At 40.1% G+C, this 14196-nt stretch carries 13 protein-coding genes and 1 pseudogene; 12 read left to right on the plus strand and 2 right to left on the minus strand.

The features are described 5' to 3' along the window. Window positions 1-147 precede the first annotated feature (147 nt). The 6 genes from QR40_RS25245 to QR40_RS25270 all read left to right on the plus strand — a co-directional run bounded on the left by QR40_RS25245 (window position 148) and on the right by QR40_RS25270 (window position 6366). A complete protein-coding gene (locus tag QR40_RS25245) occupies window positions 148-1545 on the plus strand; it encodes an L-fucose/L-arabinose isomerase family protein (RefSeq protein WP_044297349.1) in 1398 nt (465 codons plus the stop codon). Window positions 1546-1561: 16 nt separating this feature from the next. After that, window positions 1562-3055 (plus strand): FGGY-family carbohydrate kinase, encoded by a 1494-nt coding sequence (locus QR40_RS25250; protein ID WP_044297351.1) that lies wholly within the window; start codon window positions 1562-1564, stop codon window positions 3053-3055. A 112-nt stretch (window positions 3056-3167) separates the two neighbouring features. Continuing rightward, the gene (locus QR40_RS25255) at window positions 3168-4097 is read left to right on the plus strand and encodes a class II fructose-bisphosphate aldolase (RefSeq protein WP_027291922.1); all 930 of its coding nucleotides are present in this window, start codon (window positions 3168-3170) and stop codon (window positions 4095-4097) included. A 163-nt stretch (window positions 4098-4260) separates the two neighbouring features. Next, a complete protein-coding gene (locus tag QR40_RS25260; RefSeq protein ID WP_044297353.1) occupies window positions 4261-5112 on the plus strand; it encodes a PocR ligand-binding domain-containing protein in 852 nt (283 codons plus the stop codon). A gap of 159 nt (window positions 5113-5271) precedes the next feature. After that, window positions 5272-5931 carry a DUF4367 domain-containing protein gene (locus QR40_RS25265; RefSeq protein WP_044297354.1) on the plus strand — a complete coding sequence of 220 codons (660 nt, stop codon included), beginning with the start codon at window positions 5272-5274 and terminating at the stop codon, window positions 5929-5931. 12 nt (window positions 5932-5943) lie between these two features. Next, window positions 5944-6366, plus strand: coding sequence for a hypothetical protein (locus tag QR40_RS25270; RefSeq protein ID WP_044297356.1), 423 nt, complete (start codon window positions 5944-5946; stop codon window positions 6364-6366). Window positions 6367-6421: 55 nt separating this feature from the next. Here QR40_RS25270 and QR40_RS25275 read toward each other — a convergent pair whose 3' ends face one another. After that, entirely contained in the window at window positions 6422-6892 is a 471-nt protein-coding gene (locus QR40_RS25275) for a hypothetical protein (RefSeq protein ID WP_044297358.1), read from the minus strand. 299 nt (window positions 6893-7191) lie between these two features. Between QR40_RS25275 and QR40_RS32370 the strand changes: the two are divergent. From QR40_RS32370 to QR40_RS25300, 5 genes and pseudogenes are all read left to right on the plus strand, one after another. After that, window positions 7192-8453: pseudogene (locus tag QR40_RS32370) on the plus strand (MFS transporter). Between the two features lie 25 nt (window positions 8454-8478). Further along, a complete protein-coding gene (locus QR40_RS25290) occupies window positions 8479-9582 on the plus strand; it encodes a glycoside hydrolase family 5 protein (protein ID WP_044297361.1) in 1104 nt (367 codons plus the stop codon). A gap of 627 nt (window positions 9583-10209) precedes the next feature. After that, window positions 10210-10368 (plus strand): DUF4367 domain-containing protein, encoded by a 159-nt coding sequence (locus QR40_RS33880; protein WP_416389863.1) that lies wholly within the window; start codon window positions 10210-10212, stop codon window positions 10366-10368. Between the two features lie 5 nt (window positions 10369-10373). After that, on the plus strand, window positions 10374-10640 hold the full coding sequence (locus QR40_RS25295; RefSeq protein ID WP_044297362.1) for a hypothetical protein: 267 nt from the start codon (window positions 10374-10376) through the stop codon (window positions 10638-10640). A 165-nt stretch (window positions 10641-10805) separates the two neighbouring features. Next, entirely contained in the window at window positions 10806-11291 is a 486-nt protein-coding gene (locus QR40_RS25300) for a hypothetical protein (protein ID WP_044297363.1), read from the plus strand. 283 nt (window positions 11292-11574) lie between these two features. Here QR40_RS25300 and QR40_RS30320 read toward each other — a convergent pair whose 3' ends face one another. Next, complete coding sequence (locus QR40_RS30320; protein WP_052431053.1) at window positions 11575-12648, minus strand: AraC family transcriptional regulator; 1074 nt, start codon at window positions 12646-12648, stop codon at window positions 11575-11577. 194 nt (window positions 12649-12842) lie between these two features. Here QR40_RS30320 and QR40_RS25315 point away from each other — a divergent pair, with 194 nt between their 5' ends. Further along, window positions 12843-14192, plus strand: a complete 1350-nt coding sequence (locus QR40_RS25315) for an MFS transporter (protein WP_044297365.1) — start codon at window positions 12843-12845, stop codon at window positions 14190-14192. Window positions 14193-14196 lie beyond the last annotated feature (4 nt).

Raw genomic sequence — 14196 nt, forward strand, 5'->3', positions numbered from 1 at the left:
AAATGGAATAACAAGCCTGAATATAGAAAAAACAAAATGCTGCGATTCTGGACGAATTTACAGTTTTTCGTACATACATCTCTATTATTATTGGAAAAAATCTTATATGATTAAAATATCAATAAAAAATAAGGAGGTATCGGGGAAATGAAACAATTGACATTTGCGCTGTATTTTGCCAACAGAGGGTTTTTCCCGGAGACATTAATTGCGGGAGCCAGAAAGGAAATGGCAGAGGCTGTTACAAATGCTGGATTTCAGTATCTGATCCCGGATGAAGAGATGACCAGATATGGAGCGGTTGAGACCAGGTCAGAAGGGAAACGCTATGCAGCCTGGCTTAAAAGCCATGAAGGGGAATATGATGGGGTGATTATGTGCCTGCCTAATTTTGGGGATGAAAATGGAGGAGTTGCAGCGATACAGGACGCGGGAGTTCCAATCCTGCTTCATGCATACCCCGATGAAATCGGAAAAATGGATTTTGAGCACAGAAGAGATTCCTATTGCGGGAAGTTCAGTTTTGCAGATGTGTTCCACCAATATGGAATCCCCTTCACCATGCTTGAGCCTCATGTAGTACATCCGCTGTCCAAAACATTTGCTGATAATCTGCGTGATTTTGCAGGAATCTGCCGGATTGTAAATGGCATGAAACGCTTTTCTATTGGTGCCATTGGAGCCAGGACAAGTAAATTTAAAACGGTACGTTTTGATGAGATCACACTTCAGAAATATGGGATAACAGTGGAAACCTTTGATCTGTCTGAACTTATTTTTAAAGTGCAGAATATGGATGAAAGCGACAGCCGGGTGACTGAGAAGGTGGAAAGCCTGGTTGCTTATACGGATTTCAGTTGTGTGCCGGCAGATAAAACCATGGTACTTGCAAAGGTGAGTATTGTAATAGATGAATATATTGCAGACTATGACCTGGACTGCATTGCCCTGCGCTGCTGGGACGAGATGCATGAAATCCTTGGTATTGCACCCTGTGTACTGCTGAGTGAATTAAATGACAGGGGAATTGTGGCATCCTGTGAAATAGATCTCTGCTCTGCGATTAATATGTATGCAATGCAGCTGGCATCCGGGAGGCCTACAACGGTGTTAGACTGGAACAATAATTACACAGACGATCCGGATAAGGTAATTCTGTTCCATTGCGGTCCCGTTGCACAGAGCCTGATGACGGAAAAAGGTACTGTGACCGACCACAAAATGTTTGCTAAAGGTAACCCGGGATGCGGGTGGGGCAGCAACGAAGGACGGATAAAAGCATTTCCGATGACTTATTCCAATTGTAAAACGGAGAACGGAAAACTAACCGTGTATGCCGGAGAAGGGAAGTTTACGGAAGACCCCATAGAAGATGGGTATTTTGGCTGCGGCGGGGTAGCGGTTATTGAAAATTTACAGCCTAAATTAATTCAATTGGGGCAAAATGGATACCGTCACCATACTGCTGTTGGAATGGGACACATGAAGAAGATTCTTAAGGAGGCATTTATCCGCTATCTGGGTTATGACTGGATGGAAATTTAGGATTGGAGGGATCATAATGGCAATTGGAGGGCTGGATATTGGAACAACAGGCTGTAAACTCACGGTTTATGATAATCAGGGAACATACCGGTATAAAGCATACCGGGATTATCCCTCCTCCAGAGGAGGGGAAGTACAGGAGATCCGTGCGGAATACATATGGAAGTCCGTTCGGGAGGTCATCCGGGAAGCAGCAGAACATTGCCCGGATATTCAGGGGGTCGGTGTCACCAGCTTTGGAGAGACCTTTGTGCTGTTAGATGAGAACGATACTCCGCTGGCACCTTGTATGCTTTATACGGATCCCAGGGGAGATACGGAGTGCAGGGAATTGACGGAGAAGCTGGGAGAGAAGTATATAGCGGATATTACCGGGCTGAAACCACATTGTATGTACAGTATTTCAAAACTGATGTGGGTGCGGAAACACCGGGCGGATATTTATAACCGGACTGCCAGGATTCTGCTTATGGAAGATTATATTATCTATATGTTAACAGGGAATCCTCAGATCGATTACTCGATTGCGTCCCGGACCATGGCATTTGATATCCGGAAATTATGCTGGAGCCGGGAAATATTAAAAGCAGCGCAGATTAAGGAAAAGCTGCTTTCTAAAACAGTTCCCACAGGAACCTGTGCAGGTACTGTAAAAACTGCGGTTGCAGGGGATTTGGGGCTTTCTGGGGAAACAATAATTGTGTCTGTCAGCCATGACCAGGTGGCTGCGGCAATCGGATCCCGTGTCTTCGGTGATGCTGCGGCAGTTGACGGGGCAGGCACCGTAGAGTGTATTACCCCTGTGTTTACCGGAATACCAAAAAACGATGTGCTTTATCAGGGAAGCTATGCCATTGTTCCTTATGTGTTTCCGGGAAAATATCTCTGTTATGCATTTTCTTTTACCGGAGGAGCACTGGTGAAATGGTATATTGATAATCTTGCAAAGTATGAAAAGACATTGGCTGACCGGGAAAAATCCTCTGTTTATGAAGTACTGGAAAGCAATATGCAAGATGGACCAACGGGAATTCTGGTACTTCCCCATTTTGCCGGAGCTGCCACCCCCTACATGGATTCCGGATCCAAAGGGGCAATTACAGGGCTGACTGCCGCACACAATGTATCGGACCTGTACCGGGCAATGCTGGAAGGAGTGGTCTATGAAATGAGGCTGAATATGGAGGAACTGGCAAAGGCGGGAATCGTCATAAAGAAACTGAAAGCTGTGGGCGGCGGTGCGAATTCAAGGGTCTGGATGCAGATGAAAGCGGACATTTTAGGAGTTCCTATCGTATCGCTGGGATCCAGCGAGGCAGGAGCAGCCGGAAGCGCAATGCTGACCGGGATTGCCTGCAATATATTTGGGGATCTGGAAGAGGCGGCTGAGGCGATGGTAAAGGAATTAGAGACATATTACCCCAGGCAGGAACAAAGGGAGGCATATGAACAGTATTATGAAAAATACAGACAGCTCTATCCGTCTGTCCGGCATTTAATGGGGCAGTAAAAGTAAGGTAAATATGATATTTCACCGGAACCGGGAAATTGTTATCCGGATGGAATAACATATGCGGTTAGAATATGTAATGAAAGTAAGCAGAACAAGTAGGAGGAATATTGTGTTAGTATCATTAAAGGAAATACTTAGGCTTGCCCAGGCGAGAAAATGTGCCATAGGTTCGTTTAATACACCGAACCTGGAGAGTATCATAGCTGTGATCAGAGGGGCAGAAGAACTGGACGTTCCGGTAATTATCATGCACGCGGAAATCCATGAGGAGATGATGCCTATTTCATTGATTGGACCAATCATGATCAGGTGTGCCACAGAAGCAAAGGTGCCGGTATGTGTACATTTAGACCACGGAACCAGTTTGAGCTATTTATATAAGGCGCTGGATATCGGCTTCACATCCATTATGTACGATGGATCTGCCTTAAGCTATGAGGAAAATGTTGCAAATACCTGTATTGCAGTAGAAATGGCAAAGCGGACAGGAGCCTCTGTTGAAGCAGAAATTGGTGTCCTTGGAAAACGGGAACTGGGTCTGGGACATGAATCCAATCACGATGACCAGGCAGAAGAAGTTTATACAGATCCGGAAGACGCAGGACGGTTTGTGAGGGAGACAAAGATAGATGCACTTGCATGTTCCTTTGGAACTGCTCATGGATTGTATTTGAAAAAGCCGAAGCTGGATATGAATGTACTGGACCGGGTCAGGGCAAGAGTTGATATTCCTCTTGTAATGCACGGCGGGTCCGGTGTCAGCGAAGAGGATTATAAGACGGTAATACAAAAAGGGATTCGGAAAGTGAACTACTATACCTATATGGCAAAAGCCGGAGGGGAGGAAGTAGAGGGACAATTTGGATTTAAAAAGATGCCCTTTGTAAATGGGGGTGTAAAATATAATCTCTATTATGCAACTGTGGAAGAAGGCCGGGAAAAGCCGGTGTATTACCATGAAATTGTGCAATGGGGAATCGATGCAATGAAGGGTAATGTGAAGTCAGCCTTGGAGGTTTTTAGCGGTAAAAAAAATTAGGTATTATCAATTGTGTACCGGAATGAATTTTCTCTGCAGTTTAATTCTTGCAGTTCTCTTGTTTATTTGGTACTATGAAATTAAGATTTTAAGGAAATAACCGATTACGTGAACGGATAACCCAGTGCGGGCCAGTAAATATGATCAAACAGAGGACAAGCCGATGAATCTTAATCTAGACAATAAAAAATTAAAAGAATTAATGAAAGATTTCTATACCTTAACCGAAATCAAAATGGTTCTGTTTGACAGTGATTACCATGAGATACTTTCCTATCCAAACGGGCATTGTGAGTTCTGTGCAATTATGCATGGAAATCCGGTAACCCGGAAGCATTGCATCGAATGTAATCAGAATTCTTTTGATTACTGCAGGCGTAACAGCGAGCTTATGGTGTATGAATGTCATGCCGGATTGATTGAGGCAGCGGCACCGCTAAAGGATAACGGTATTATCATCGGATACGTTATGTTCGGGCAGATTAGCGATATTAGCAGCAGAGAGGAACTTTTTACTAACCTACGTAATGTCTGTGAAAAATATCAGATTTATCAGCCCGGTTACGAAGAGGCATTTTCAAAAATAAAGTATAAGAGCCACGAACAGATTCTGGCAGCGGCTAAGATTCTGGAAGCTTGTACGTTTTATGTTTTATTGAAAGAAATGGTCTTTATGGAAAAGGAACAGTTCTTACATAAATTAAATCTCTATATAATGGGACATATTTCGGAAGATATCTCCGTAAGAGATTTGTGTAATGTGTTTAAAGTCAGCCGCAGCCGGTTGTATGAAGCTGCAAAGCAATATCTGGGAGTGGGAATTGCGGAGTACATTAAGCAGAAAAGGATTGAGGCGGCTAAAGATTATTTGAAGAACTCCGGCGATCCCATCACCGAGATATCTGAAAAAGCGGGATTCTCCGACTATAATTATTTTTGCAGGGTTTTTAAAAAGACGGTGGGTATGCCTGCAAAGAAATATCGAAAAATATATCAGCAGGATGTAACGGATTAAGCGAAAAAGGATCTTTCCATGGAGTCATGGAGAGATCCTTTTTTCGGGTGCGCGCCTGGCGGCACACGTTTATAATGGGGGATTTGTAAATGGCCTCAGAAATAGGGGGATATATCTAAGTTATCAGAGGGAAAGAGAAATTGAGAAAAGAGTTAGCAGATGAACACAGATGACAAAGAGATGAAGACGGCATTTATGTTAATAGCAAAACAAGTGACTTTTGATATACCAAAGCTGGAGATACTCAAACAGACATTAGATTTTTCAGAGCAATTTGAAAAAAAGAAGATTTGGCTATATGACAAAAAGTTTATCTACACCAAAAGAAAGGCTTACTCAAAAGTTGCTTTGATTATTGTGCTCATTGCTGCATTGGGTGCGACAAGTGTTACGGCCTATGCTGTTTATCAGATTTTCTTAAAAACAGTAAATGAGCAAGACACGGATCTAAACGCAGTGATGAAAGATTCGGATAAGGATACCATTGAAGAAATATATGTTATTAATGAAATACCGGCAAATTATAAACTGGTTGAACAGTCTATTAATGAAGACTCTGTATTTACTGTTTATTCAGAGGGTGGAAATTATCTGTACTTTAATCAGCAATTGATAGGTAGCTTAAATTCAAATGATAATGAAGAAACGACTGAAGAAGATGTAACTGTAAATGGAACAACGGCCATTTATCATTTAAAGCATGGACAGGCGACACTTACATTCTATTATGATGGTTATATATTTAAGATAAGTGCGTCTGATGGATTGTCAAAGGAAAAAATGATTGGAATGGCCGAAAATATTGTAGTGAAAAAATAGGAGAATGGACATATGAAGAAGAGATTAGCAATGATTTTAGTAGTTGTTTTAGTAACCATAGCATTTGTTATCCCGATTGAAGCCAGGGCGATGACATCCTTGGAAACGGTATCGGGAGAGCGGATGGTGATAGAGCCGAGAAATACAAATGTACATACAAGCAGTTTATCTTTAAGTTTTAGTGGGATGACGGCAAATTGCAGTGCGACATTGATTGCATATACGTCAAATACCACCTATGTTAAAGTAAAAATGACATTGGCAAAGTATACAAATGGGGGCTGGTCAACGGTTCAAAGCTGGAGTAATTCAGCAGACGGTGCATATGTATATCTTAGTAAATCGACAGTAGTTTCCAGAGGGAAGTATAGACTGACTTGTGTATATACGGCAAATAGTGAGGTAATTACAAAATCAGTTGAGAAGACGTTGTGATTTTGTTAGGTGGAGATAATGGAGAATACGGTTATATCATTAAGGACTACTAATTTCAGGCGATCTGAATAACAGGCAGGCCAAAGGTTAAGGTGATAGTTTTACAAAACGGGACAGAGAGGGGGAGGCTTATGTTTAGTAGGCGGATAAATAACATTGCTGTTGCTGTATATATTAATTGAGTACTGTTAGAATAATGGAGCTGTCCCACCAACTCTTTGGGAATAAATAGCTCCGGCAGCTGGATTTTGTGGAGGCAGTCGGCACATACGCTCACTGGCCCTAACACACAATAGTTTTCCAAAATAGGAACACTGACATAGGTAAGCAGGTTGTTAACTGTATATAACTTTGGATATTCCGATAATCCACAAAACGCAAGTGCTATTTCTCTGGAATCGGCAAAGTTGTCATGCAGATTGCCATGGACTGTATAAATATCCAAAAGATTTGCGTTTTTATCAAGAATTCTAACGTTGGTGTGTAATAACCCTGATAAATAGGTATATAAAACAGATTCGTTCATTATGATTCTCCTCTCTACAAGCAATTGTTCATTATCATACTCAGTGTAACATTAACAAAATGTTTAAACAATAACTTTTAAAAAAAGCTTGAATTATGCTATATTGGTTTGTTTTTTTATATAATTAGATGGAGACAAGAAATAGAATAAATATGAAAATACGAAAAATGCAATGAAATCGCAGAGAGGTGGTAATTATGAACAAAACAAGAAAAATTGCATCTGAAGAACCTGGTTCATTTCCAAGAGGAAAACAGGTATTCTGGGCACTGAGGTCACTTTCTACAATGATGTGTGCCATGGTAATAGGATATGTGTCATATTATGGGACGAATTTACTAGGAATTCCAGCCGGGACGATCGGTCTATTGATTTTGGCCAGCAAAATTATAGATGCAGTTTCAGATTTGGCAGGTGGCTATATTGTCGACAGAACAAAAACAAAGCTGGGTAAAGCGAGACCTTATGAGCTTTCGGTTATTGGCTTATGGTTGAGTACAGTGCTGATGTTTGCATGTCCGGAGCTTGGTATGACAGGGAAGTGCATTTGGATTTTTGCATGGTATACGATAGTAAATGATGTTTTCTTTACCTTACTAAATGCAGCAGAGCCAGTTTATATGATACGTGCTATCCCAAACCGTCAGGATATGGAAAAAACTGCTTCTCTAAATGGTATTACGAATATATTGGGAGCAATGATTGTCAGTGTGGTATATCCGATGTTGATGGGAGCCTTGGCGCAACAAAAGGAGGATGGACGCTAATGGCTTTGATTTTTGCAATACCAATGACACTTATCGGACTGCTTCGCTTTCTGCTGATTCCAGAAGTACGTGATGTACAGGAGGAAAAAAAGGAAAAACTGCCTTTTAAGGATATTAAAAAGGCAATGACCAGCAACAAATATATCTACCTATATGTCGTTATTATTTTAATTGTAAATCTGATGAGCGGACTTACTTCTTCAATGACTTATTATTTTGATTATATTGTTGGGAACGTGCAATTGATGAGTGTGGCAAGTATTCCTGGTATGTTGCTCCCGTTCCTATTGCTGTTTTTCCCATTTCTTTTAAAGAAGCATACTGTCGTTGGTGTTTCAAAGGTTTGCCTGGCTATAGGCATTATCGGAAATATTATTAAACACTTTGCTGGTGCAAATATGACGGTTATTATGCTGGGAACCATTATCTCCGGTATTGGCACCTTGCCCTTATCGGCATTTACGGTAATACTCCTAACTAATACTATAGACTATAATGAGTGGAAAACAAATAAACGCGTGGAAGGCATTTATTCATCTATGGGAAGTTTGGGTGCAAAATTAGGTATTGGTCTTGCTTCTGCGCTGAGCGGATTTCTTTTGCAGATATCAGGCTTCATCAGTGATAGCAGCGCAACACAATCAGACAGTGCGTTAGCGATGATCCGTGCTCAGTTTGGAATTATGCCCGCAATTATCCTGGCAATGCTATTCGTGGTCCTGTTGTTCTTCGATATTGAAAAAAAAATGCCACAGATTCACAAAGAACTGGAAGAAAGAAAAGCTCAAGTATAGAGAACTTTAATGGAGGTTGAGCATAATGAAAATAAAAGGTGTAAATATCGGCAACTGGCTTGTATTGGAAAAATGGATGAAGCCAGAATTGTTTGAAGGGTCAGACGCAGAGGACGAAACATTTTTTTGCAAGGGACTGCTGGATGAAGAAAAAAAGAAACGATACCAGGAACATAGGGACAGTTTTATTACCATACAGGACTTTAAAAATATTGCAGAGGCAGGAATAAATACAGTACGCATACCAGTACCATATTTTTTATTTGATGATATAGGTCCTTTTATCCACTGCTACGAATATCTGGATAAAGCGTTTGATTGGGCGGACAAATACGGTTTAAAAATCCTTGTTGATTTACATACGGTGCCCGGTGGGCAGAATGGAACAGATAATAGCGGCCTTAGTGGTATTTGTACATGGTCAACGAAAAAAGAGTACCTTGACATGACGCTCACTGTTCTTGAAAAAATTGCAAAACGCTATGGAACTAAAGATGCACTTTGGGGAATCGAAGCGATTAATGAACCAATGTGCAGTGATACGCCAATTGGTGCACAAATGAATATTCAGATGCTCATGAATATTTATCCCCCATCGGATGCGACTATGGCAAAAGACAACACCAATTACCCCCTTGATTATCTAAAAGACTTTTACCGCAACGCTTACAAGCGTATACGCAAGTATCTCCCGGAAGATAAAGCAGTTGTATTCTCCGACGCATTTTACCCGGAGGGATGGGAAGAATTCTTCAAAGAGAAACAGTTTAAAAATATAGTGTTAGATACTCACCAATATGTGAATATGGTAGAGTATGGCTTTGGTGAAAACAGGCCAATTGAGACCTATGAAGCTTACTTTGAAAAACTTGCTGTAATGCTGGAGAATACAGCCAGAAAGCTTCCTGTAATTGTCGGCGAATGGAGCCTAAGCAACAACATGACCGGCTATGAAAATATCAGCAAAGAAAAGACGTCTGAAATATTGCAGCGATTTAGCCACGCATACATAAAAGCAATAAGCGTCTGTGACGGATGGTTTTACTGGAGCTACAAAGTCCCAGCCTCTGACCTAGATTTATGGGATTTTAAAAAGTGCACGATAAATAAATGGATTCAGGTGGTATAAAGCAATAAAGATGCGTAAGTACTCAATCAAAATCAAAGGAACTCAGCCGGAATAGAGGCGTGGTAGCGGCAGCTGACGGACATGCAAGATTAGTATCCCGACAGCTGCCGCTGCCTCGGCTCAGATGCATCACCGCAAGCCAGGGTAGAATTAAGAGATATGTTATCTTCATAATTCTATTTGTTCTTGTTTTTCGCTCATAGGCAGTATTTCCACCTCAATTAATAGTCTGGAGAAAGAATAACATTATTTAGTAGAAACATCACTACGGAATCTTTTGATGCGCTTACAGTTGATATGAAGCTCCAGGATGTGATGGTTGTTTATAGAATTCATGTGATTCAGTCATGGACGAAGAATATTTTTGTGGGAAACAGCTAGAGGTAAGAAAGCAGGAATAGAGCATTTCTAGATAAGGAACATAAAGTAACATAAAAAACGGTCATTTCAGTATCGGATTTTTCGATACTTGGATGGCCGTTTTTATGTTTCATCTTGAATGATTTTATTATACTCCACTTCAAAATCATTAAAGAAATCCTGATATTCAAAACCTAAAATAAGCTTCAGAATAATGAAATCATCAAGGTTAATATTTCGATTACCTAATTCTATTTTGGAATAAGTATATACTTCGAAAATGGATATTTCTATATAAAGAATAATCAGGCGACTTTAATCTGGGCAGAGCATGGATATTTATTTGAACTAATGGGATACCCGGCGATAACTATTGAGGAAATGAAGGAACTCGCTGTATCTATAAAACAAGAGAAGAAGGAGTAGCTAAGATGAAGAAAAAAAGTGTAATGGCATGTTTGCTAGGTGGGATGATTGCCTTGTTGGCAGTGCACAGCAGTAATGTAAAGGCGGCAGAGATGCCTGTAACAGAAGAGGTGGGAATAGCTTCTGGTTCTACATATGAGTATTTGAATATCTATGAAGCCAGGCGAGAAATACATATATCAGATCAGCATCGGCCAGCTTATCGATTTCCGGTTCCACTGCTACAAGTACAGGTTCTTGCAGCAAATATGCGGCGGCAAGCGGAGATATAACGATTTATGTGCATCTTCAAAAACAATCAGGAAGTGCATTGACAACCGTTAGTAGTACGAGTGGTACGTATAGCGCAACATCAGGGGCAAAAGCATTAGCGGCTTCCATTAATAAAGGAACATATCGAACAAAGGCATCCTGTTGGGTGAGTGGGGAGAATATAGTTGTTTACAGCTTTTCAAAAAAGTATTAAGGTCCGGGCTTTGGCGGTTATAAAGAATATCGTTATCTTTTTAGCTGGATTTGTTTTAGGGATTGTCTTTCTTTTTTCGGTAGCAGTAATCTGGGGGCTGACAAAAGAGCGGTCACAGTTATCAAAATATAAGTTGGATGCAGCAGAGACGATGAATTTTGAAGCGGTTGAACTTTGCATAGAATGTGCCGATGCCGGAATTCTTTCAATTTATGAAAGTGGGCTTGGGATTATCAACTTGAATACAATTGAAGTGGTGAATTTAGAAAGTGATCAAACAGGAATGACAATGAGAAGGTGGGGAGAGAACGAGTCAAGTTTGTATATGATTAATTATGGGGATAGGGGCATCTGGGAGATTGATATTATGTTGGACAGTGATAGCAAGGTGGATGAACGGAGAATAAAAGAACATTATTGTTCAAAATGCAGTGAGAGGATATTAACAAATGTTTGATTTATTTGTAGTTAATACCAAAAAATGAAAAGAGAGGTGAAGTGTCATGATTATCGGATATATGAATATTTTTGCTTTTGTAGTGATGGCTTCATCTCAGCTATGGCATATTTTCTATGAATGTAATCAACTGTATAGAGTTCTTAAATTCGTAAAGGGGCGGGAGGTATTAGGTGGAGGTAAGAAAAAAATTGCGTGGAATATTATATCAAATATTTTGCTGATCGTAAGGGGTTTCAAATTAATTATTATTTACCTTGTGATTTGCTTTGGTTAAAGTAGTTCACTTTTTTGCTTTACGATAATCAGAAGGTGTCATTCCTGTTTCTTTCTGAAATGATTTATAGAAATAGGAATGATACTGATAGCCCAGAAAAATCATGATTTCATGAATGGACATATCGGTATTCACCAAAAGATTCTTTGCTTTATCCATTTTTAGAGTGTGAACATACTCGACATAGGTTAAGCCGGTATTCTTTTTAATCAGCCGGCTATAGTAATCGCTCTGATAATGGAATTTTTCACAGAGTTTTTCCAAACTTATATCAGCAATATTACTATTGATATATTTAGCAACAGCCTGGAATAATTTAGTTCCCTGTAATTGTTTTGAAAAGGTATAAACATCGGCAGGATCGGACTGCTTGAACATATTCAAAATCCGCAAGGTGTGTATTTGGGAAATTCGTCCATAACCAGGTCTGGTAAATTCCATTTCATAAAAGATTGCGGCAAGATTTTCTTCGATCTGCGTAACTGCTTTGGGGGTGGCATGCAGTTTTAAAAAGCTGACATCATTTTTGACATTACCTTTTACAAGAAAAAAATCACGTATTCTTTTATTTGTCAGGTGGTTTAAAAAATAAGAATCCAGTATTTTATTTGTAATGCAGCAGTAAAAAGCAATTCCCTCACTTCTTGAGCGAATGTCCAGATGAGCACATCTGGTATCAAAAATGCAGATATCATGTTCTTCTAAATAGATTGTCTGATTTTCAATCTGCGTGGTCCGGTTTCCCTTATATACATAGATCATTTCGTAATAATCATGTCTGTGGAAATGCTCATCTTCATTATTGTGTTCTAAAACATAAGTCTTTTGTGATATTGGCAGAGGGCATGGTGAATAGGTTGAAAGGAGATAGGCATCTTTCACGATCGGGTTACAGTATTCTACCGTCATAAAATATTCATAGGGAATCTGCAGAATGTTGTCTATATAGCCTTCTAAATTATAAGGGTGCCAGGTATTGGTTTTTTGGGTAAAATTCAGATGTTCGGTTGCGTAGGTCTTTAAATTTTTTTGGCGTTCACTTGTAAAAACCTGTTCAATATATTCCAAAACTTGTCTCATATGCGTTTCCTCCAATACCAGTAAAATGAAAATGATCATACATATTGTAACAAGTCTAATGGGAAAAAACAATCAAAAGTCGGATTAGAGTCATTATATTTTTACCATGTCGGATTTGGTGAATTGTGGAGGAGTGCAAAAAATTCTAAAATGAACTTACTATTAAAATTCATTTACATGAGAGGATAATTAGGATGAGTAAGCAAAGAACAGGTACATTACCGATGTGGAAGAAAATTGCATATGGACTGGGGAATGCAGGAGGAGGATTTACATGGGGAACAATCACAACATTTTTACTTCTTTACTGCACAAATGTTATTGGTGTTAGTGCCGCGATTATTGGAACCTTGCTAATGGTGGCAAAAGTATTTGATGGGATCACAGATGTTTTTATGGGTCGAATCATTGATCTCACCAAATCTAAAATGGGGAAGAGCAGATTATGGTATTTGATCAGTTGTATTCCGATGGGGATTTGTATGTTCATGCTTTTTAGTGTTCCGGGTTCACTGAGAGACAATGCTAAAAGTACATGGATCTTTATTTTTTATTTGTTGATCAGCGCCGTTTTTTATACGATGAACCAGGTTGCATATAATATGATGCTTGCCCGTGTCACGAAAGATCAGCATGATCATGTAACGATGAGTGGGGCAGCCATGTTAAGCGGCACCATCGGGAGTGTTATAGTGGCCTCCGTCACATCGGGTTTGGTTGAATCATTTGGCGGTGGACAGCCGGGATGGAGAATGGTTGCTTTGATTTATGCAGTTGTTGGAATTGCAATTTTATTGATTCCTTTCTTTTCCCTAAAAGAGTTACCGGAAACCGAATTTGAGGCAGGATCAGAAGCAGGAGCTTTGAGTAAAGAGAAGACTATTTCTTTTGGGCAGACAATTATGGAATTGCTGAAAAATAAATATTTTATCTTGATTCTGTTATTGTATTTTGTCGGATATGCGAATTCAGGCATTATGCAATCCAGTATGGCCTATTACGCAACGTATTCGATGGGGAATGCCGGACTTATGGGAATTTTGGGAATGTGTACGACCATTCCGCTGATCTTAGGCTTGCCGTTTATGCCGAAGCTAATGGATAAGCTGGGGATGCGAAAGGCCTGTGTTCTGGGATCAGCCGTATCAATTGCAGGATGCGCAGTCGCAGTTTTAGGTCAGTTTAGCGGAATGGTCATTCTGATTATCGGTCTGCTGATTAAAGCCTTTGGAACAGTACCGGGAGCGGCGACATATACGCCATTTTTAGTAAAAGCGGATGAGTACCATTATCAGAAAAAGGGACACCGTGTTACCGGATCTTTGTTTTCCTGTGCGACAGTTGGCACGAAGATAGGACAGGGGATTGGTACGGCTATTTGTGGCTGGATCCTCACATGGAGCGGATTTAACGGGGCGGCAGCGGTTCAAACTGGGACAGCTAATCAGGCGATCAACTTTTTATACTTGGGCTTTCCGCTCATTTTTTCAGTTATTACAACATTTATTTATGCAAATATGAAAGTAGAAGAGGAAATCAAATAAAGGA

The organism is Robinsoniella peoriensis (assembly GCF_000797495.1).
In the GTDB taxonomy this organism is placed as follows: domain Bacteria; phylum Bacillota; class Clostridia; order Lachnospirales; family Lachnospiraceae; genus Robinsoniella; species Robinsoniella peoriensis.

Excerpts from the sequence above, each read along its gene's own strand:
- QR40_RS25245 (WP_044297349.1), top strand. The coding sequence starts at position 148 with ATGAAACAATTGACATTTGCGCTGTATTTTGCCAACAGAGGGTTTTTC.
- QR40_RS25250 (WP_044297351.1), top strand. The coding sequence starts at position 1,562 with ATGGCAATTGGAGGGCTGGATATTGGAACAACAGGCTGTAAACTCACG.
- QR40_RS25260 (WP_044297353.1), top strand. The coding sequence starts at position 4,261 with ATGAATCTTAATCTAGACAATAAAAAATTAAAAGAATTAATGAAAGAT.
- QR40_RS25315 (WP_044297365.1), top strand. The coding sequence starts at position 12,843 with ATGAGTAAGCAAAGAACAGGTACATTACCGATGTGGAAGAAAATTGCA.
- QR40_RS25295 (WP_044297362.1), top strand. The coding sequence starts at position 10,374 with ATGAAGAAAAAAAGTGTAATGGCATGTTTGCTAGGTGGGATGATTGCC.
- QR40_RS25290 (WP_044297361.1), top strand. The coding sequence starts at position 8,479 with ATGAAAATAAAAGGTGTAAATATCGGCAACTGGCTTGTATTGGAAAAA.
- QR40_RS25275 (WP_044297358.1), bottom strand. The coding sequence starts at position 6,892 with ATGAACGAATCTGTTTTATATACCTATTTATCAGGGTTATTACACACC.
- QR40_RS25270 (WP_044297356.1), top strand. The coding sequence starts at position 5,944 with ATGAAGAAGAGATTAGCAATGATTTTAGTAGTTGTTTTAGTAACCATA.
- QR40_RS25265 (WP_044297354.1), top strand. The coding sequence starts at position 5,272 with ATGAACACAGATGACAAAGAGATGAAGACGGCATTTATGTTAATAGCA.
- QR40_RS30320 (WP_052431053.1), bottom strand. The coding sequence starts at position 12,648 with ATGAGACAAGTTTTGGAATATATTGAACAGGTTTTTACAAGTGAACGC.